At 45.3% G+C, this 19169-nt stretch carries 17 protein-coding genes and 1 pseudogene; 16 read left to right on the top strand and 2 right to left on the bottom strand.

Features of this window, described 5'->3' with window-relative positions; translation table 11 throughout:
• From QYB97_RS06415 to QYB97_RS06425, 3 genes and pseudogenes are all read left to right on the top strand, one after another.
• Positions 1-966 (top strand): GHMP family kinase ATP-binding protein, encoded by a 966-nt coding sequence (locus QYB97_RS06415; RefSeq protein ID WP_301165151.1) that lies wholly within the window; start codon positions 1-3, stop codon positions 964-966.
• Between the two features lie 2 nt (positions 967-968).
• Positions 969-2216 carry an ATP-grasp domain-containing protein gene (locus QYB97_RS06420; RefSeq protein WP_301165152.1) on the top strand — a complete coding sequence of 416 codons (1248 nt, stop codon included), beginning with the start codon at positions 969-971 and terminating at the stop codon, positions 2214-2216.
• Between the two features lie 63 nt (positions 2217-2279).
• A pseudogene (locus QYB97_RS06425) lies at positions 2280-2444 on the top strand (GNAT family N-acetyltransferase); the annotation flags it as partial.
• A 169-nt stretch (positions 2445-2613) separates the two neighbouring features.
• On the opposite strand, the gene QYB97_RS25170 reads toward QYB97_RS06425, so the two are convergent.
• Positions 2614-2697: a putative holin-like toxin gene (locus QYB97_RS25170; RefSeq protein ID WP_356948168.1), complete on the bottom strand. Its 84-nt coding sequence runs from the start codon at positions 2695-2697 to the stop codon at positions 2614-2616.
• Between the two features lie 103 nt (positions 2698-2800).
• Between QYB97_RS25170 and QYB97_RS06430 the strand changes: the two genes are divergently transcribed.
• From QYB97_RS06430 to QYB97_RS06445, 4 genes are all read left to right on the top strand, one after another.
• Positions 2801-3256, top strand: coding sequence for a hypothetical protein (locus QYB97_RS06430; RefSeq protein WP_301165153.1), 456 nt, complete (start codon positions 2801-2803; stop codon positions 3254-3256).
• Between the two features lie 223 nt (positions 3257-3479).
• The gene (locus tag QYB97_RS06435) at positions 3480-4709 is read left to right on the top strand and encodes a CynX/NimT family MFS transporter (RefSeq protein ID WP_301165154.1); all 1230 of its coding nucleotides are present in this window, start codon (positions 3480-3482) and stop codon (positions 4707-4709) included.
• A gap of 144 nt (positions 4710-4853) precedes the next feature.
• On the top strand, positions 4854-5423 hold the full coding sequence (locus tag QYB97_RS06440; RefSeq protein ID WP_301165155.1) for a TetR/AcrR family transcriptional regulator: 570 nt from the start codon (positions 4854-4856) through the stop codon (positions 5421-5423).
• Between the two features lie 12 nt (positions 5424-5435).
• On the top strand, positions 5436-6635 hold the full coding sequence (locus QYB97_RS06445; protein WP_301165156.1) for an MFS transporter: 1200 nt from the start codon (positions 5436-5438) through the stop codon (positions 6633-6635).
• A gap of 223 nt (positions 6636-6858) precedes the next feature.
• Here QYB97_RS06445 and QYB97_RS06450 read toward each other — a convergent pair whose 3' ends face one another.
• Positions 6859-7563: a response regulator transcription factor gene (locus tag QYB97_RS06450; protein ID WP_301165157.1), complete on the bottom strand. Its 705-nt coding sequence runs from the start codon at positions 7561-7563 to the stop codon at positions 6859-6861.
• A 142-nt stretch (positions 7564-7705) separates the two neighbouring features.
• Here QYB97_RS06450 and QYB97_RS06455 point away from each other — a divergent pair, with 142 nt between their 5' ends.
• The 9 genes from QYB97_RS06455 to QYB97_RS06495 all read left to right on the top strand — a co-directional run bounded on the left by QYB97_RS06455 (position 7706) and on the right by QYB97_RS06495 (position 19148).
• On the top strand, positions 7706-8653 hold the full coding sequence (locus QYB97_RS06455) for an alpha/beta hydrolase (RefSeq protein WP_301165158.1): 948 nt from the start codon (positions 7706-7708) through the stop codon (positions 8651-8653).
• A gap of 33 nt (positions 8654-8686) precedes the next feature.
• Positions 8687-10315, top strand: a complete 1629-nt coding sequence (locus QYB97_RS06460) for a flavin-containing monooxygenase (protein WP_301165159.1) — start codon at positions 8687-8689, stop codon at positions 10313-10315.
• Between the two features lie 190 nt (positions 10316-10505).
• A complete protein-coding gene (locus QYB97_RS06465; RefSeq protein WP_301165160.1) occupies positions 10506-10997 on the top strand; it encodes a cysteine hydrolase family protein in 492 nt (163 codons plus the stop codon).
• Between the two features lie 581 nt (positions 10998-11578).
• Positions 11579-12769 (top strand): Gfo/Idh/MocA family protein, encoded by a 1191-nt coding sequence (locus QYB97_RS06470; RefSeq protein ID WP_301165161.1) that lies wholly within the window; start codon positions 11579-11581, stop codon positions 12767-12769.
• Positions 12766-13515 (top strand): ThuA domain-containing protein, encoded by a 750-nt coding sequence (locus tag QYB97_RS06475; RefSeq protein WP_301165162.1) that lies wholly within the window; start codon positions 12766-12768, stop codon positions 13513-13515. The genes QYB97_RS06470 and QYB97_RS06475 overlap by 4 nt, the downstream gene beginning before the upstream one ends.
• 48 nt (positions 13516-13563) lie before the next feature.
• Positions 13564-14658 (top strand): Gfo/Idh/MocA family protein, encoded by a 1095-nt coding sequence (locus QYB97_RS06480; RefSeq protein WP_301165163.1) that lies wholly within the window; start codon positions 13564-13566, stop codon positions 14656-14658.
• A gap of 19 nt (positions 14659-14677) precedes the next feature.
• Positions 14678-15649 carry an aldo/keto reductase gene (locus tag QYB97_RS06485; RefSeq protein ID WP_301165164.1) on the top strand — a complete coding sequence of 324 codons (972 nt, stop codon included), beginning with the start codon at positions 14678-14680 and terminating at the stop codon, positions 15647-15649.
• Positions 15650-15657: 8 nt separating this feature from the next.
• Positions 15658-17178: a glycoside hydrolase family 43 protein gene (locus QYB97_RS06490; RefSeq protein ID WP_301165165.1), complete on the top strand. Its 1521-nt coding sequence runs from the start codon at positions 15658-15660 to the stop codon at positions 17176-17178.
• A 2-nt stretch (positions 17179-17180) separates the two neighbouring features.
• Entirely contained in the window at positions 17181-19148 is a 1968-nt protein-coding gene (locus QYB97_RS06495) for a glycoside hydrolase family 127 protein (protein ID WP_301165166.1), read from the top strand.
• The last annotated feature ends 21 nt before the right edge of the window (positions 19149-19169 follow it).

Genomic DNA, 19169 nt, shown 5'->3' on the forward strand with positions numbered 1-19169 from the left:
GTGCAGAATTTGATTGTACAATCAGGTCAAAAAAAGCTGGCTGAAGGGCTGCAATATGGCCAGGGCTCTGCTTTTGGTACGTTTGGGGAGCTTCTGCAGGGGGTCCGTAATGATAACGATAAAGACTTTCTCGTGACGTTGCCGATTGCCAAGTTTTCTCACGCTGCTTTTACGTGTATTCCAACAGTTGATTCCCTGGCTATATATCCCTCTAACAAATTGAAGTCTCTTAATTTAGCAAACAACATTTTAAGGCACTATAATCTGCCGGCTGGCGGGCATTTATATATACACTCCAATTTACCAATTGGAAAAGGATTCGCCAGTTCTTCTGCGGATCTTGTCGCGGTGATCAGGGCTATCTCTGATTGTTTCCAAATTCATATCCCTTTAGAAACGGCACAATCCTTTTTGGCAGAAATCGAACCTACAGATGGTGTTATGTATGAGGGTGTCGTCTCTTTTTATCATAGAGAAGTAGAGCTATGTAAGTTTATTGGACAGTTACCCCCTTTGAGTATTGTAGGAATTGATGAAGGAGGAATTGTGGATACGGTTGAGTTTAATAGAATACCAAAAAACTTTTCGTCCGTGGACAAGGTTTATTATGAAGAACTTTTAAAGGATTTAACCATAGCAATCGAGAGCGGGAATGAGGAAGCGATCGGGAGAGTATCCACTATCAGCGCAATGATGCATCAAAAAATCCGACCTAAGAGGACGTTAAACCATGTCTTGGCGATCTGTGAGGAAGTAAAGGGCCTGGGTATAGCCATTGCGCACAGCGGCACATGTATTGGCATCCTGCTGTCCAATAGCGACTATCAATTTCACCAAAAACTGGCGGCAGCAAGGGAAAAGCTCTCTAAACACTCTAAAGAGGTGATGGTTTATCATTCATGGAATACTTCTTCTTGTCAAGGCCATGTTCATATTAGGGAGCCCATCATGGGGAGGAGCTACTGATTTTGAAAAAGAAACTTCTTTTTGTTGAATCAAATACTACAGGTACTGGAATGATCTTATTAAAAAAAGCTGGATTATGGAATTACACACCTGTTTTTCTAACGCGTAATCCAAAGATTTATGAAGGCTTAGCACAAATCGATTGTGAAATCATACAGTGCAATACGAATTCGGTATCAGAGTTACAAAATATCATACATGATTCGTTCTCTATTGATGAAATTGCCGGTATTATGACCACCAGCGAATATTATCTAACCATTGTATCTGAACTTATTGAAGGTTTGGGGCTGCCCGGAAATTCTCCTGAAGCCATGATGAATTGCAGGTATAAGCACCGGACACGGTTGATTCTAAAAGAAGCCGATATTCTGCAGCCATGGTTTAAGATTTTGAAATCATTGGATGAAATAGAAGCCGCTGCAAATGAAATCTGCTTTCCATGTGTAGTGAAGCCAGTGGATGAAAGTGGATCTAACCATGTGCGCCTGTGCCAGACAATTGAAGAAGTAAAAGCCCAGGCACAAAGAATTTTGCGAATAAAGACCAATCCCAGAGGCCAGAACACTGCAAGAGCAGTTTTAGTTGAAGAGTATTTGGAAGGTCAGGAATATAGCGTGGAAATGTATACATGGGAAGGCAATTCTCAATGTATTGGTATAACGGAGAAAAGAGTAAAGGGAAGTCCTTACTTTGTAGAGTATGAGCATATTTTTCCCGCTGGTTTATCATCAATGGTTCAAGGAGAACTGGAGAATACTGTTGCTTCTGCGTTAAAAGCCGTCAGATTTGTAATGGGAGTTACTCATACAGAAGTCAAGGTGACTGAAAAGGGATGTATCATCGTTGAAATTAATGCGCGTCCTGCAGGTGGAATGATTCCTGAGTTGATTCGTCGTGTAAAAAATGTAGATCTCATGGAGCTGCATACAAAAGCGATGCTGGGGAAATTCTCCGTGCCGTTAATGACCTCTTCCGGTTTTGCGGGGATTCATTTTATAGTCGCGGACCAAAGTGGATTCATTAATGAAGTAAATGGTGTTTCACAAGTTGAAAAACTAGAGGGCATTAAGTACATACACCTAACCACAAAACCTGGCAATGAAGTCCATATACCTGCCAATGCTTCTCACCGGCTTGGATTTATTATTGCTCAAATGGACACGTATGAAGAAACAGAAGCAAAGTTGGAAGAAGCTATAAAACTCATTTCATTTAAAATTAACCCATCAAAAGTAGTAACAACATAAACCGGAAAGAATTCTATGTGCTAGATCATAAAACGCCCGTTTCTGCTGTGATTCGAAACTTAACTCCAATCGATTGTGAAGGGAGAGTTTCATGATCCGGTCATCACGTTTCTCATGAGCTGCGGCCGCGTCCCTGTTAAGGTTGTGGAAAACTACCTGGAGGATGAAGAATCCAGGAATTGCGCTGCACTGATGGAATGGAGGAATCCTTTTTTGGAGAAGCGGTGAAGCCTTCCTTGTAACAAACATAAATAAATTATATAATGAGTATAGAAATGACATGCTATGAAAAGAACCCTGATGCTGGAACATCAGAGTTCTCCAGTTACCCGCAATAGCGCGGTGGCTCGATTTTTGCAAAAGTAACCACCTCAAGTTGTCTTAGCGGACAGGGTGGTTACTTTTTTGTGTTGGAGACGATTATTACGATTAACGTTGCAAATGCAATCATTAGAGTTAATGCTTCGTAAGTAGTCATCATCTGTTGCTAGAAACTTAAAATTTTACTAGATTCCACTACTAATTTCCTTCACCCTGACATAGGCTGTATTAAGAGATTTGAGCAGCCAGAATGGAGGGGATGTATGAAACGGGGATTGTTCTTTTTTATGGCGTTTATCATCGCGGCAGGTCTGTGCACAGGGTTAAAAGTTAATCAGCTGCTTTTTGCAAAATATGAAGAAAATGAGACTTCCCCGGTTGGTGCGACAATCGAGACGGTGAAGTCAAAACAGCTGGAGAGAGACGCGAAAAGCAAGATCAAGCGGGATATAGAAGACGAGTTTCGTATATCCATGTCCGATACGTATGGTGACCTGGCACGGTACCATTCGGTTTTGGATACCCAGGCGGTTCTTGCAAAAAAGGAAACGTTCTTTATCATCCGGTCGAAAAATGAGGCGTTTAATGAACAAGTGGAACGGTTCTTTGCGGTAAGTCTTAATCATTTCAGCACGGAAGCCGATCCCAATCTCCGTGTTCATCAGGTGTGGCTGGTAGATAAGGATTATACAATTATAAAAAAGCAAAAAGTATATTGAAGAAAAGCAGCCGCCTCTCGTCAGTACGAAAAGGGCGGCTGTTTTGTGGTTAAACAAATGTTTAAATCCTTTATCCCTTTAAAGGATTTGAATTTCTGTTATACTTAATGCAGGATTCTTTTGTGCAAATACTTAAGTGTCTGGTAAATAGATTAATGACATTGTGCCACGGCCCCCCATTTGGATTTGAGGAGCCGGGCCTTTTCTTATTGGAGGAAAAACGATGAAAGAGACTCAACCCGCCCGTATGCTGTCCGTTTCCAAGCCGGGTGGCTGGCTGTTGATTTTAGGTATTATCTTTGCGGGCGCCAATCTCAGGGCGCCATTAACCTGTGTGGGACCGCTCATTGAGATGATCAGGGAGAATACAGGAATGTCCAACACGCTCGCGGGCATGCTGACGACAGTGCCGCTTCTCGCTTTTGCGCTGATCTCGCCGCTCGCTCCTAAAATGGCGCGCAGATTCGGCCTGGAGCACACGCTGTTTGGCGCCTTGCTGCTGCTTGGGGCAGGTATTTTATTGCGTTCGGTTCCTCTCGCATCCGGATTGTTTGGCGGTACGGTATTGCTTGGGGTGGCGATTGCGGTGTGCAACGTGCTGCTTCCGAGCTTAATTAAACGCGAGTTTCCGAACAAGGTAGGATTGATGACAGGAACGTATTCAGTTTCGATGAACATGTGGGCAGCCGTTGCTTCCGGGGTCAGTATTCCCATTTCAAAAGGATTGGGCTTTGGCTGGCGTTTTGCGCTTGTGTGCTGGGTGCTCATCTCACTCGTTTCCATTCTGGTTTGGCTGCCTCAGCTGAGGAAAAAACATGTTCCATCGTCCGCTGTGACCGGCACTTCCATGTGGGGTTCAGGGCTTGCCTGGAAGGTGACCCTGTTCATGGGGCTGCAGTCCACCGTTTTTTATTCAATTATCACCTGGCTTCCGGCCATCCTGCACCAGCAGGGAGTCAATCCTTCAAAAGCCGGCTGGCTGCTGTCACTGACACAGTTTGCGAGCCTGCTTCCAACGTTCTTTGTCCCGGTGCTGGCAGGCAGGAGTGCCGATCAGCGAAAACTGGTCGCGTTCACCGTACTCTTTTTACTGTTGGGCTATGCCGGTATTCTAAGCGGCCTGACCTGGCTCGCTCCGCTGTATGTCATCTTGATTGGAATCGGCATCGGTTCGGGATTCGGACTGGCAACCATGTTCTTTGTGCTCCGGACCAAAAACGCCCATCAGGCGGCAGAGCTTTCAGGCATGGCGCAATCAATCGGGTACTTGCTCGCTGCAATTGGACCGGCCCTGTTTGGCTATTTGCATGACAAAACCCATAGCTGGACCCTTCCGATTTCTGTCCTGGCAGTGGCTGGCGTTCTTCTTTTTATTGTGGGGATGGGAGCAGGAAGCAACCGGTATGTCGGCGATGAGAGTGACAATGACGTTCTTCATAAAAAAGCATTATAAAAGGCAGACACAGGCTGTGCATAGTCACGGTCTGTTTTTTTTTTAAGCAGAAGTGTTGCTTTCAGGAGATGAAGGCGGTTATACTGGCAAAAGTGTGAAACGATACGTATCGTTTCGTTTAGAGGGTTTTGGAGGTTGCAGCTGATGAATCAAACGAAACAGGCGAGAAATAAGGAAAAAATTTTGGAAGCAACCATCAATGAGTTGAACCAAAAGGGGTATTTGTGTTTGACCATTGAGGGAATTGCGGCAGAAGCCGGTGTCGGAAAAGCGACGATATACCGGTGGTGGCCAACGAAGGCACATCTTGTACTGGATGCCTTTTTAATGGTGACAGAGTGTGCCTTTCAATTTGATTCGAGTGATTCGATCAAGAGCAATTTTGTGGACCAGCTGAAAAACCTGGCGGATGTGTTCAGTACAACGCTCGGACGATCGATGCTGGCCATTATTGTGGAGGATCAAGAAATTTCTGATGCGTTTTATAAATCATATTTGAGTTTGCGGCGAAAGGATTCCGCTTCTTTTTTGCAGCAGGCCATGGAACGGGAAGGGATCAAAGCGGAGGTTAATATCGATATCCTGCTCGATATGCTGATCGGTCCGATCTATTTTCGCATTCTCATCTATAAACAAACACCGGATGAACACTTTATTTCGGAACTGGTGGACCATGTGATTGCCGGTATTTTGCCGGCATGCAGCGGAAAGTAAAGGAGATATGTAGTGGAAAAGAAATATTCAATTATGACCCTAATTTTACTGTGGAGCGGATTGGTCATCATCTCAAGCATGTACGTGACCATCCCGCTGGCCACTGTATTCACAGAGACTTTTCATGTTACGGCCAATCAGGCTGCCTGGATTGGCAGTGCATTTTCATTATGTTATGCGATCGGATGCCTGCTGTACGGACCCTTTTCCGACAAGTATGGACGTAAAATTTTTCTTGTCTGCAGCATTAGCGCGTTAACTATTGTTTCGTTTGCTATTGGATTTGTGGATCATTTCTCTGCATTGGTTACGCTTCGGGCGCTGGAAGGATTGATTGCAGCGGCATTTGCTCCGATCTCTTTCGTGTATGCGGCTGAAATGTTTCCGCCTGAAAAGCGGCTGACCGCTGTTGGCTTTATCAGCTCCGGTCTTTTGATGGCCAGTGTGGTTGGGCAGGTATTCAGCGGCGCTGTCAACCATGCGTATGGATGGCACGCCATCTTCACCATTTTGGGTGTTGTTTACCTGGTATCAAGCCTGCTGATTATTTTCTTTTTACCGAAGGATGATCTTCCCCGGGCCAAGGGCAGTGTATTCGCTCAATTCAAACAAACAAAACTGCTGTTCCGGAATGGACAGCTGATGCTGATCTACCTCATTACCTTTACACTTCTGCTGTCCCTGGTTGGCATGTATTCCGTATTGGGCAACTATTTGACTTCTCCTGAATGGGGACTGTCCGCCCAGCAGCTATTAGGGGTGAGGGCGTTCGGCATTATTGGAATGCTGCTGTCACCATTTGCCGGCAGAATTGCGGGTAAACTCGGGAATGGCTTGATCCTGCGCGGCAGTCTGCTGCTGAGTTTTGCCGGATTGGCGGGGCTTGGTTTCAGCCATAGTTTGCCTCTGCTTGTAGTGGCCACTGTCCTGTTTGTTGCCGGGATTGCGCTGATTACACCAATTTCGATTACGCTCATTAATCAATTGGCAGGACCAGCAAAGGGAAGCGCCATTTCCTTCAACGCCTTTATTTTGTTTCTAGGCGCGAGCACAGGACCCTCGGCAGCTCTGTATCTGATGAACCACGTGTCCTATCAGAGTGCTTTTCTGTGGCTGAGCCTGGTTATGTGCGCTGGATTTATGATTTCGTTGTTTATCAGAACAAGTCCGAGTCAGACGGAGGTAAGGTCGTCTGTTAAACAGGTTTCATAGGACTGGAAGCACCCCGGTTGAGCCGGAGTGCTTTTTTTTTATGAAAATGACGTGATATGCAAGTATTTCTTGTCGAACCGCAAGTAAACTCGGAGTTACCGCAACTAAATCGTGTCGAACCGCAAGTAAATCCCGCGACACCGCAACTAAATGATGTCGAACCGCAAGTAACTCGCTCCCCTACACACAAAAAAAGGCCCGCCTCACCTTAGGCGGTCCTATTTCAAGAAATAATCCCTCTCCGGATCAGTTCAACCACAGCATGTGAGCGATTATGGGCTCCGAGTTTCTTTATGGCTGTTTTTACGTACTGTTTGACTGTAAGCTCGCTTATTTCCATAGAATTTGCCATTTCCTTTGTGCTTTCTCCCCAGGAAATTCTCTTCATGACTTCGAGTTCTCTTTTGCTGAGTAATTTGGAATCCTCTGTACTATCGGTTTTCTCCAGGATTTGTCCTGCCAGCTTCCCGAAGAGGGTGAAGCTTGTCAGCATCTTTTCATCAATGGAGGCTTTTGTTTCAAACTCTGTCGTGCAAATATAACCAATCACGGCTGAACCGAAGCTGATGGGAACAACACTCATGGAGTTGACATTGGAGTAAAAAATGTATTTGCTGCTTGTCGCTTTGAGGAACTCGATGCCTGAGCAATATTTTGCCTTTCTTTCGCGGATCGAGGAGAAGATGATGGACAGCGAGCGGATGTCGTCGCGTATTTCACCAATATGTACAAGGCCGGTGGAATTCAACAAAATGATGCCTTCCCCAAGAAAGCCTAATGGGGAATATCTAAACAAATAGGCGTTTTTCACTGGATACAAATCCATATATAATTCCAGCATTTTATATAATTGCTCTTCATGAGATCCCGTTTCCTGTAACAGTTGAATATGTTCCTTTAACGCATACTGAGATGTAATCGCTTTCATAAAACCATCTCCTTTTGGGGGATCATACACATTCGAAATAAGGAATATTCAGATTATAAAGAAAATTATACCATTAAGACAGGCACTTTGAGAAATGGTTTCTCTCAGGAGTCAATCATCCAATTCAGAAAGGAAGATGATTTTGGCTAATTTATCTCCACAAGCAAAAATGTATTTAGAAGCATTTGCAGAGATGCCGCTTCTGGAATCACTTGAGCCTCAAGCTGTACGGGATTTGTTTGCACAGGCTCCCCCTGTAGAAGTTGAACTGGCACCGTTAGCCAGGATAGAGGACCGGCGCATTCCTGTCGGCGATGATGCTGAGATAACACTAAGGGTTTACACTCCGGAGGGACAGGGGCCATTTAATCTCTTTGTCTATTATCATGGCGGGGGCTGGGTAATAGGGGATCTGGAAACCGTTGACGCGTGCTGCAGGATGATTGCCAATAAAACGGGCAGGGTAGTTGTTTCGGTGGATTACCGCCTTTCTCCTGAGTATAAGTTTCCAGTTCCTCTGGAAGATTCCTATGCTGCCTTGGAGTGGGTAAGTGAACATGCCGCAGAGATCAATGGTAATGCCTCCAATATTGTTGTTGGCGGTGACAGTGCCGGAGGGAACCTTGCCGCTGTAGTCTCCATGCTGTCACGAGATCGAAAAGGTCCTTCCATTGCAGCACAAGTATTGATTTATCCGGTAACAGATCTTAGCTATGACAGTAAGTCCTACGAGGAATTCCAGGTGGGATACGGACTGAACAAAGACCTGATGATCTGGTTTGGCAACTATTATATTAATAATCCCGGGGAGGCGAGAGATCAATACGTCGCACCACTATTGGCAGAGGATTTAAGCAACCTGCCGCCTGCTTTTTTGGTCACCGCGGAATGTGATGTCCTGAGAGATGAAGGAATGGCGTATGCAAAACGGCTGAAGGATGCGGGTGTGAGGGTTGAGAGCACCTGTCAGGCTGGGTTAATTCATGCCTTCTTTACGAACATGGCGGTATTCCCAGACCAAATCAAAGAGACCATTTCGAGTTTTAATTCATTTTTAAGTGAAATAGAGCAGGGGGCAAGCAGAGTTTAGCAACGTGCGTTTATATAGAGGAGGGGAACAAAAATGTCTTCTAGTGAGCAAACGAGTTTTGATGCAGTGGTAATCGGGGCAGGATTTTCGGGGATGTATATGCTACATCATTTGCGTGAAGCCGGATTTTCTGTGCAGGTTTATGAAGCTGGAGCAGATGTCGGGGGCACATGGTATTGGAACCGCTACCCAGGGGCACGGTGCGACTCGGAAAGTATCCTTTATAATTACACGTTCTCTGATGAAATTCTGCAGGAATGGACCTGGGAATCCAGGTATCCTGAGCAGCCGGAGATTTTAAGATATCTTAACTTTGTGGCAGACAAGCTTGATCTCCGACGTGATATCGAATTCAATAAGCGTGTTACTTCTGCACATTACGATGAAAAAAGGAACAAATGGGACATACAGATCAACGATGGCAGCACAGTGGATGCCAAGTATTTTATTACAGGTGTTGGCTGTCTGTCGGCTGCGAACCTGCCTAAATTCAAGGGGCTGGAAAATTTCCAGGGTGAATGGTATCACACCGGACAATGGCCGCATGAAGGTGTGGATTTTACCGGTAAACGGGTGGGCATCATTGGTACAGGCTCCAGCGGTGTTCAGGCAATTCCTGTTATTGCGGAGCAGGCCGGCCACTTAACCGTTTTCCAGAGAACGCCGCAGTACAGCGCCCCTGCGCGAAACCATCCGTATGACCCCGAGTATATTAAGAAGACAAAAGAAAACTACAGCAAGCTGATTCAGCAGATGAAGCACTCGACGGGCGGCTATCCGGTGATACCCGGTGAAAAATCGGCTCTCGAAGTGCCGCCGGAAGAACGAGAAAAGCTGTATGAAGAGCACTGGGAAAAAGGCGGACTTTTCTTGTTCAGCTCCTACAATGACATTACCGTCAACCCGGATGCTAACGAAACCGTAGCCGGATTCATCCGCTCCAAGATCCAGCAGGTGGTGAAGAATTTAGATGTCGCAGAGAAATTGATGCCTTCCTATTACTATGGTACAAAGCGCCCGATTATTGACACCAATTATTATGAAACTTACAACCGCAGCAATGTGGATTTAGTAGATGTGAAAAAGTCGCCGATTGAAGAGATAACAGCCAGGGGGCTTCGAACCGGGGACAATGAGTATGAACTGGATATCCTGGTTTTTGCCACTGGCTATGACGGCATGACAGGTCCATTATTAAAGATCGACATCTGCGGTAAAGAGGGAATCTCCTTAAAAGAAAAGTGGGATGGCGGAGCATCCACCAGAACGTACCTTGGAATTGCAAACGCCGGCTTTCCCAATATGTTCATGATTACAGGACCTGAAAGCCCATCCGTTCTTAGCAACATGCCCGTTTCGATCGAACAGCACGTTGAATGGATTGGTGACTGTATTCAATATTTACGAGAAAATGAAATAGAAACCATTGAAGCAGATGAGGCAGCCGAACAGCAGTGGAGCAAGCATTGCAGGGAAGTCGCTGATTCAACCCTCTTCACAAAAACAGAGTCTTGGTACAATGGCGCCAATATTCCCGGCAAGCCGCGGGGCTTCCAGATCTACCTTGGCGGCGTAGGCAACTATCGCCAAATCTGTGACGATGTCGCCCAAAAGGGATATGAGGGATTTATTTTGAAGGGGGCTACAAAGCCAGTAGTTTAGGAGTAGATAGAGCAAACCAATCTACCCCGAACAGGAGACTTGAACAAGTCTCCTGTTCGGGGATTTTCTTTTGAAAAGGCTCTTTTCTTAAAGATTGTTGCTTTTAAATAAGCTAAAGTCAATTTCCCTTTTTATGGTATTATATTTACAGTAGCTTATTACACCAGTTTATTTATTAGGAGGAAGTATTATGCAGAACAAAGCTTTAGTAATAATTGATATTCAAAATGACATAACAAAGAATTACAAAGATATCATTGACAATATCAACAAATCAATTGATTGGGCGGTCGAAAATAATATTCATGTTGTTTATATAAGACATGAGAATTTGTCACCTGGTACGAGAACTTTTAAAACAGGTACACGAGGTGCCGAATTAGCTCCAGATTTGAGATTAGTATCAGAAAATGTTTTTACGAAATATAAAGGAAACGCTTTAACAAGTGAAGAATTCACAGACTTTATTAGTAAAAATGAAATAGAAGACTTCTACATCACTGGAGCAGATGCTGTTGCTTGTGTTAAGTCAACTTGCTATAACTTACGTAAATCAAACTATGGGGTTAGTGTACTATCAGATTGCATTACCAGTTATGATAAGAAGAAAATTGATGGTATGATAGACTATTATGAAAGTAAAGGAAGCGAGATAATTTGTTTGGATGACTTAGTGAGTTAAGAGTTTTAATCATCTCGAGGTAGCCTTCCGTCTCAACAATCAACAGGTGTGAAAAATCAACATCGTGCTTTAACATAGCCTTAAAATAGGGACTCGATTGGGGTCCTTATTTTATGGTCATTTATCAGGTCATTTATCAACAATATTATTTAACATAGCTATCCCATTAAAAGGCGCTTTTATTGAATAACGATTACAGCCGTTCAATATTTGGTGGTGGCTACTCCTTGAAATAGCAACAATCTATACGAAAAGAGCCTTTGAAAATGCCGTGATATGCAACTAAATGATGTCGAACCATAAATAACTCGCTCCCACTACACAAAAAAAGATAATCAGAGACCCTTAGTTTGTTTAATATCCAAACTTAAAATATAATGTTATAATATTCAAAAAGTTTAATAGTTTAATACGATGAGGAGGGTAGATATTAAAAGAATGGTCAGCTCAGATTTTAATGATTGCCGAAATCTAAGATTATTCTGTATCTATACTCATTAGCAAAAGGATAAGCTGGGAAAATACATAAAAAAAGATATCCGTACAAAACAAATCTATTTAAATAATCAAGGAGACAGATCATGAAAAAACTTAACATCGGAATGGTCGGCTATAAATTTATGGGTAAGGCACACAGTCATGCTTACCGGGATATTCCTCTCTTTTTCCCGGATACGGTTCATCCTGAAATGAAGGTGATTTGCGGCCGTAATCCTGAAGGGGTGGCAACTGCTGCCAGGCAATTTGGCTGGGAAGACTATACAACGGACTGGAAGAGCCTTTTGGAAAGAGAGGATATTGATTTAGTAGATATCAATTCTCCCAGTAATAACCATAAAGAAATAGCCATCGCAGCAGCACGGGCCGGCAAGCACGTGTTTTGCGAAAAACCGTTAGCGCTTACACTGGAAGATTCAAGGGAAATGCTAGAAGTTGTTGAAGCTGCAGGCGTTAAGCATATGGTTGGATTCAATTATCGCTTTGCTCCTGCTGTACTGCTGGCGAAAAAGCTTGTTGATGAGGGCCGGTTAGGAACGATCCATCATTTTCGCGCCTGGTTTTTGCAGGATTGGCTCGTTGACCCGGATTTCCCGCGTGTCTGGCGTCTGGAGAAGGAAGTGGCCGGTTCCGGGTCTCACGGGGATCTGGGAGCCCATCTTATCGATTTAGCTCACTATTTAATCGGTGACATCAATGAAGTCATAGGTATGAACCAAACGTTTATCAAGGAAAGACCACTTCCTTCTGAAATGGCCGGCTTATCAGCAAAAGGAAGCGATAGTGATGAAAAAGGTGAAGTAACGGTTGATGATGCCACTCTCTTCATGGCCCGTTTTGCCAATGGTGCATTGGGAAGCTTTGAAGCCACTCGTTTTGCAACAGGCCACCGGTGCAAGAATTCGTTTGAAATCAATGGCAGTAAGGGCAGCGTTATTTTCGACTTCGAACGAATGAATGAACTGCAGGTTTACTTTACCGATGACAGGGACGATGTCCAGGGATTCCGCCGCGTCCTGGCGACAGATCCTCCGCATGCATATGCAGAAAGCTGGTGGCCGCCAGGGCATACGATTGGCTATGAACATACGTTTATCCATGAAATCGTAGAGCTCATGGAATCATTCAGAGAAGATCGCCAGCCAGTTCCCAATTTCCATGACGGCGTGAAATGTCAGGAGGTGCTGGAAGCCGTCGATATATCAATAGAAAAACAGCAATGGGTCCGAATATTGGACGTTTCAACTACAAAAAAGGGAGAGATTTTATCATGAAAAAAAATGCATTGATCGTTTGGGGCGGCTGGGATGGCCATGAACCGGAGCAGATTTCTCAGATTTTCAAAGGAATCCTTGAAGAAGAAAATTTCAATGTAGAGGTTTCCGATTCGCTTGATTCCTATGGTGATGCAGAAAAACTTAAATCGCTGGATTTGATTGTTCCTCACTGGACAATGGGCGAAATTGAAAAGAAATATGTCCTGAATATTTCTGAAGCGGTCATGAGCGGTGTCGGATTGGCCGGCTGTCATGGCGGGATGTGCGACTCCTTCCGAAACAATGTGGACTGGCAGTTCATGACAGGGGGGAACTGGGTGGCTCACCCTGGAAATGACGGAGTGGAGTACATGGTCAACATTAAGCATTCCACCAGCCCGCTCTTAGAAGGCCTATCTGATTTTAAAGTAGTCAGTGAACAATATTACCTCCACGTTGATCCGGCGGTTGAAGTACTGGCAACCACTCGATTCCCGGTGGTTGACGGACCGCATGCGGCCAATAAAGCGGTGGACATGCCGGTTGTCTGGACAAAGCGCTGGGGTCAGGGACATGTCTTTTATAATTCTTTAGGTCACAAGGCGGATATTGTAGCGATGCCTGAGGTTTCACACATGATGCGCCGCGGTTTCATATGGGCTGCTGAAGGCAAACAACGAGCCAATGATCGGTTGGTATCAGCCTTCGGTGCGTCAGGCAATGGGAACGGGCGGGTTTATACAGGAATGGGAGACAGTCAGTAAATCCCTTAATAGCTGTTCAAAAAAATTTATAAATAGGTGGAGTCTAACATGAGAAAACTTAAAATCGGTATTATCGGCTGCGGCCACATCAGTTCAATCTACATGCAAAATTGTCCGAAATTTGAGCACCTGGAGCTGGTTGGATGTGCCGACCTGGATGTAGAGCGGGCAAAAGCGCAGGCAGAGACATTTAATATTCCTAAAGCATGTTCGGTCGCAGAACTGCTTTCCGACCCGGAAATTCAGTTGATTATCAATTTAACCATTCCAAAGGCACATGCCTCTGTATGCGTCCAGGCGCTTGAAGCCGGCAAGCATGTATTTACGGAAAAGCCACTGGCTGTTACGCGTGAAGAGGGAAGACAAATTTTAGAAACGGCCAAAAAGCATAATCTCCTTGTGGGCAGTGCACCTGACACCTTCCTGGGTGCGGGTATTCAAACGGCGGTCCAGTTGATCGAACAGGGCGAAATTGGTGTGCCAATTGGAGCATCAGCCTTCATGATTTCCCGCGGGCACGAGCATTGGCATCCAGACCCTGCTTTTTATTATGACCTTGGCGGGGGACCGATGTTTGATATGGGACCTTATTACTTAACGGCGCTTGTGGCTCTTTTAGGACCGATTAAACGAATTTCCGGTTCCACCCGCATTAGTTACCCTGAAAGAACAGTGTCCAGCCAGCCAAAAGCTGGAACGAAAATTAAAGTGTCCACCCCGACTCACATTTCCGGCGTGATTGACTTTGAATCGGGAGTCATCGGAAATATGACAACAAGCTTTGATGCCATTGGCGGCTCGACCCTTCCGCCAATCGAAATTTACGGCAGCGAAGGAACGCTGCTTGTTCCAGACCCGAATACCTTTGGCGGACCTGTGAAAATCAGGAAGCGCGACGAGACGGAATTTAAAGAGGTGCCTCTGACTTTTGGCCATGATCAAAACAGCAGAGGGCTGGGCGTTGCCGATATGGCCAAAGCCATCCTCGAGGGAGGCAAATACCGGGCAAATGGAAGATTGGCTTATCATGTTCTTGAAGCCATGCACGGATTCCATGATTCTTCTGACAGCGGAAAACACTATATCATGGAAAGCACCTGTGAACGTCCGGAACCCGTGTCATTGGAATTACAGACGAAATAAAAAAACAGGAGGAATACATATGAACTACAGAACACTTGGGAAAACAGGCTTAAAAATTTCTGAGATTGGATATGGCGCGTGGGGGATCGGAAATACCGGATGGCGGGGAGCCGATGATGAGGAATCGATAAAGGCACTAAACAAAGCCATTGATCTTGGCCTGAATTTTATTGATACAGCCTTAGGATATGGAAACGGACACAGTGAGCGTTTAATCGGGCAGGTATTGAGAGAACGTTCGGAAACAATTTATGTATCCTCCAAGATTCCTCCGAAAAATTTAAAATGGCCGGCTCCGGCCGGGATTTCAGCTGAGGAAGCGTTTCCGGCAAACCATATTATTTCCTCCACGGAAGAGAGCCTGCGCAATCTGGACATCGAAACCATTGATGTTCAGCAGTTTCACGTCTGGTCTGACGAATGGGTCAATCAGGGGGACTGGCTTAAAGCCATCGAAACGCTGAAAGCGCAGGGGAAAATTAAGCATTTTGGTGTTTCCATTAATGACCACCAGCCGGAAAACGCCATTAAGCTGATTGAGACCGGTCTGGTTGATACCGTCCAAGTCATCTACAATATTTTTGAACAAAGTCCGGAAGATAAGCTTTTCCCTGCATGTGAAAAGCATAATGTCGGCGTAATTGCGCGTGTGCCGCTGGATGAAGGCGGGCTTACCGGCAATATTACTCCTGAGAGCCAATTTGATGAGGATGATTTCAGAAGCCGCTATTTTAATGGTGAAAGAAAAGCTGAAGTATCCAACCGCGTCAATAAAATCGCAGAAGACCTTAACATTTCAATCGACGATGTGGCCGAAACTGCTCTGAACTATGTTTTAAGCCATCCTGCCGTTTCCACCGTTATCCCTGGTATGCGTTCCATCAGAAACGTGGAAAGAAACTGTAAAATTGGTGACGGAAAAGGGCTTTCCCAAGAGGCGGTTCAGAAGCTGAAAGCTCACAGATGGATCCGCAATTTTTACCAGGCATAAAGGATGATATGAATAAAACGATGTTAACTAACCCCATCATCTGGGCAGATGTGCCGGATGTTGATGTGATCAGAGCCGGGACAGATTATTATATGGTAAGTACGAGCATGCATACGATGCCGGGATGTCCCATTATGAAGTCAAAGAATTTAGCAGATTGGGAGATCATCGGATATGTCTTCGATCGCTTGGAAGACAATGAATCTCATAATCTGAAGGATGGAAAAGGAATTTACGGGCAAGGCTCATGGGCTGCAAGCTTGCGCTACCATAATGAAACGTTCTATGTTGCTTTTTCAAGTAATGATATGGACCGGTTTTATATCTATCAAACAAAGGATATAGAAAATGGGGAATGGACACGTTCAACGTTTGAAGGAGTGTATCACGACCCGGCATTGCTTTTTGATGAAGGAAGATTGTTTGTCATTTATGGCAATGGAGATATCCATATTAAAGAATTGACTGCGGATGCAACAGCCATCAAGCCGTCCGGCATCGACCAGTTATTGCTGATTACCGATAAAGAAGGAATCGGTCTGCGGTGTGAAGGATGTCACGCCTATAAAATAGACGGGTACTATTATTTATTGTTTATCGAATGGCCAAACACCGGAAACAAGCGCAGAAGGCAAATCTGTTATCGTGCAAGCAGTCTTTTGGATACGTATGAGCGTAAAGAGATTTTTGATGATGACATGGGCTACGATAATCATGGCATTGCACAAGGAGCGATTTTCAACACACCGGAAAGTGAATGGTACGCCATGTTATTTCAGGATCATGATGCCGTTGGCCGAATTCCCTATGTCCTCCCTGTTACCTGGGAGGAAGGATGGCCGATGGTGGGGATGAACGGCAAGGCGCCAAATGAATTGGAAATAAACGTGCCTGCGTCCTCCCAAAAGCAGCTGGTCATCAGTGATGAATTTGATCATAGAGAAAATAAACTGGCTTTGAATTGGCAGTGGAATCATAATCCGGACCATGATCTTTGGTCATTTACGGAACGGCCAGGGTATCTGCGGTTGGAAACCGGGCATTTAATTAACAGTATTTTGTATGCACGCAATACATTGACACAAAGAACGGAAGGACCGCACTGTACAGGAATCACCATGATGGATGCAGCAAACATGAAGCCGGGTGATCATGCAGGATTGGTTGCTCTTCAGAATCATTTTGGAACAGTAGGGATCAAGGCGGATGCGAGTGGAAATAAATATGTCACCATGTGTGTCAATGATGGTGAAGGCAGGGAAGAAACAGTTGAAGAGATCCCTTATTCCGGTGATCGTGTACATTTGAAAATCGAGTTTGATTTTGAAGACAGTAAGGATCTGGCGGGATTTTTCTATTCGGAAGACGGGGAAAACTGGAGCAGGATCGGCCGTCCATTAAAGATGAAGTACACATTGGATCATTTCATGGGGTACCGGATGGGTCTGTTTAATTATGCTGCTGTGCAAATTGGCGGATATGTTGATTTTGCTTATTTCCATTATCAAAAGAGTGAAGGAGATATGTGAAGATGGAGAAGGTAGCTGCACCTCTGCACACGTTGCCACTGAAGTCGGTTCAAATCAACGATTCTTATTGGTCCAGGTACATTCAACTGGTTCGTGATGTGGTTGTTCCCTATCAATGGGAGGCGCTGAATGACCGGATTGAGGGAGCCGAACCGAGCCATGCAATCAAAAACTTTAAAATTGCTGCAGGCGAGGAAGAAGGTACATTCGGCGGTATGGTGTTTCAGGACAGTGATCTGGCGAAGTGGCTGGAAGCGGTCGGCTATTTGCTGCAGACCGAAAAGGATGAGAAGCTGGAAAAAATTGCGGATGAAGTGATCGATCTGATTGCCAAAGCGCAGCATAAAAACGGTTATTTGAATACCTATTATACGCTGAAGGAGCCGGGCAAACAGTGGACGGATCTTTGTGAATGCCATGAACTGTATTGTGCCGGCCATATGATTGAAGCGGCCGTTGCCTATTTTGATGCGACCGGAAAAAGGAAAATTCTCGATGTGGCGATAAAGCTAGCGGACCATATTAACGAGGTGTTCGGCGGGGAGCCCGGCAAAATTTCGGGGTATGACGGCCATCAGGAAATTGAGCTGGCCCTTGTTAAGCTGTATGAAACCACAGGCAACAAAACGTATTTGCGCCTCTCTCAATTTTTCCTGGAGGAGCGGGGAAGCCAGCCGCATTTTTATGACAAGGAAGCGGAGAAAAGGGACGGCACCACTCATTGGCAAAACTCCTTCATGATTGAGAACAAGGCGTACAGTCAGGCTCATGCACATGTCTACGAACAGGACAGGGCCATCGGCCACTCGGTACGGTTTGCTTACATGTGCACCGGCATGGCGCATTTGGCTGCCCGAACCGGTGATGAAGAGATGATAAAGTCATGCAAAAGGCTGTGGAGAAACGTGGTTTCCAGGCAGATGTACATTACAGGAGGCATTGGTTCACAGCGCCACGGCGAAGCGTTCAGTTTTGACTATGACCTGCCCAATGATACGGTGTACGCGGAAACATGTGCATCGATTGGATTGATTTTCTTTGCCCAGCGCATGCTTCAGCTTGAGCCAAACAGCGAGTATGCGGATGTGATGGAGCGCGCGCTGTATAACACGGTGCTTGCCGGCATGTCACAGGATGGCAAAAGCTTCTTTTATGTTAATCCGCTCGAGGTTCACCCACAAGCGTGTGAAGCAAATGAAAATTATAACCATGTAAAGCCGGTCCGGCAAAGCTGGTTTGGCTGTGCGTGCTGTCCGCCCAATGTGGCGCGCCTTCTCTCTTCTCTGGGACAATATATTTACACAGTTCAGGGAGACACGCTCTACACTAACCTTTATATTGGAAGCAAAACGGACGTTGAGCTGAACGGAAACAATGTAACACTCATACAGGAATCCAATTATCCATGGAGCGGCGAAATCAAATTTACGGTGGAAGCCGATCAGGAAAATGATTTCACGCTCGCTTTGCGTCTTCCGGACTGGTGTGCGCATGCGGATCTTCGCCTTAACGGGAAAAAGGTTCTAATGGAAGAGATAACAAATGGCTATGTTCATCTCAAACGAACATGGTCAGCTGGAGACCAGTTTCAGTTGATATTGGCCATGCCGGTCGAACGCATGAAAAGCCATCCCCTTGTCCGCCAGAACGCAGGAAAAGTGGCTCTTCAGCGCGGCCCGCTCGTTTACTGCCTGGAGGAAGCAGATAACGGCCCCCAACTTCATCAAATTTCACTGCCCGCAAACGCACCTCTCCAGGTACAAGAGGATGAGAATTTCCTCAATGGGTTAGTAGTCATTACGGGAGAAGGGGAGCGTCAGAAAGCAGAGGATTGGGGAACAGGACTGTACCAGCGCGGAACACATACAGCAACAGAGACCGTACCGTTAACATTTATCCCTTATTTTGCGTGGGCGAACCGGAAAATTGGAGAAATGAAGGTATGGGTGGATGAAAAGGGGAATAGATAAGGGATTACTGAATTTAACGTT

It is taken from the genome of Fictibacillus fluitans (genome assembly GCF_030418125.1).
GTDB lineage: Bacteria > Bacillota > Bacilli > Bacillales > Fictibacillaceae > Fictibacillus_C > Fictibacillus_C fluitans.

What these genes read in the sequence shown, in the direction of transcription:
- QYB97_RS06465 (WP_301165160.1), top strand. Translation starts at nt 10,506, where the DNA reads ATGCAGAACAAAGCTTTAGTAATAATTGATATTCAAAATGACATAACA.
- QYB97_RS06440 (WP_301165155.1), top strand. Translation starts at nt 4,854, where the DNA reads ATGAATCAAACGAAACAGGCGAGAAATAAGGAAAAAATTTTGGAAGCA.
- QYB97_RS06480 (WP_301165163.1), top strand. Translation starts at nt 13,564, where the DNA reads ATGAGAAAACTTAAAATCGGTATTATCGGCTGCGGCCACATCAGTTCA.
- QYB97_RS06490 (WP_301165165.1), top strand. Translation starts at nt 15,658, where the DNA reads ATGAATAAAACGATGTTAACTAACCCCATCATCTGGGCAGATGTGCCG.
- QYB97_RS06435 (WP_301165154.1), top strand. Translation starts at nt 3,480, where the DNA reads ATGAAAGAGACTCAACCCGCCCGTATGCTGTCCGTTTCCAAGCCGGGT.
- QYB97_RS06460 (WP_301165159.1), top strand. Translation starts at nt 8,687, where the DNA reads ATGTCTTCTAGTGAGCAAACGAGTTTTGATGCAGTGGTAATCGGGGCA.
- QYB97_RS06475 (WP_301165162.1), top strand. Translation starts at nt 12,766, where the DNA reads ATGAAAAAAAATGCATTGATCGTTTGGGGCGGCTGGGATGGCCATGAA.
- QYB97_RS06485 (WP_301165164.1), top strand. Translation starts at nt 14,678, where the DNA reads ATGAACTACAGAACACTTGGGAAAACAGGCTTAAAAATTTCTGAGATT.
- QYB97_RS06430 (WP_301165153.1), top strand. Translation starts at nt 2,801, where the DNA reads ATGAAACGGGGATTGTTCTTTTTTATGGCGTTTATCATCGCGGCAGGT.
- QYB97_RS06495 (WP_301165166.1), top strand. Translation starts at nt 17,181, where the DNA reads ATGGAGAAGGTAGCTGCACCTCTGCACACGTTGCCACTGAAGTCGGTT.
- QYB97_RS06450 (WP_301165157.1), bottom strand. Translation starts at nt 7,563, where the DNA reads ATGAAAGCGATTACATCTCAGTATGCGTTAAAGGAACATATTCAACTG.
- QYB97_RS06470 (WP_301165161.1), top strand. Translation starts at nt 11,579, where the DNA reads ATGAAAAAACTTAACATCGGAATGGTCGGCTATAAATTTATGGGTAAG.
- QYB97_RS25170 (WP_356948168.1), bottom strand. Translation starts at nt 2,697, where the DNA reads ATGATGACTACTTACGAAGCATTAACTCTAATGATTGCATTTGCAACG.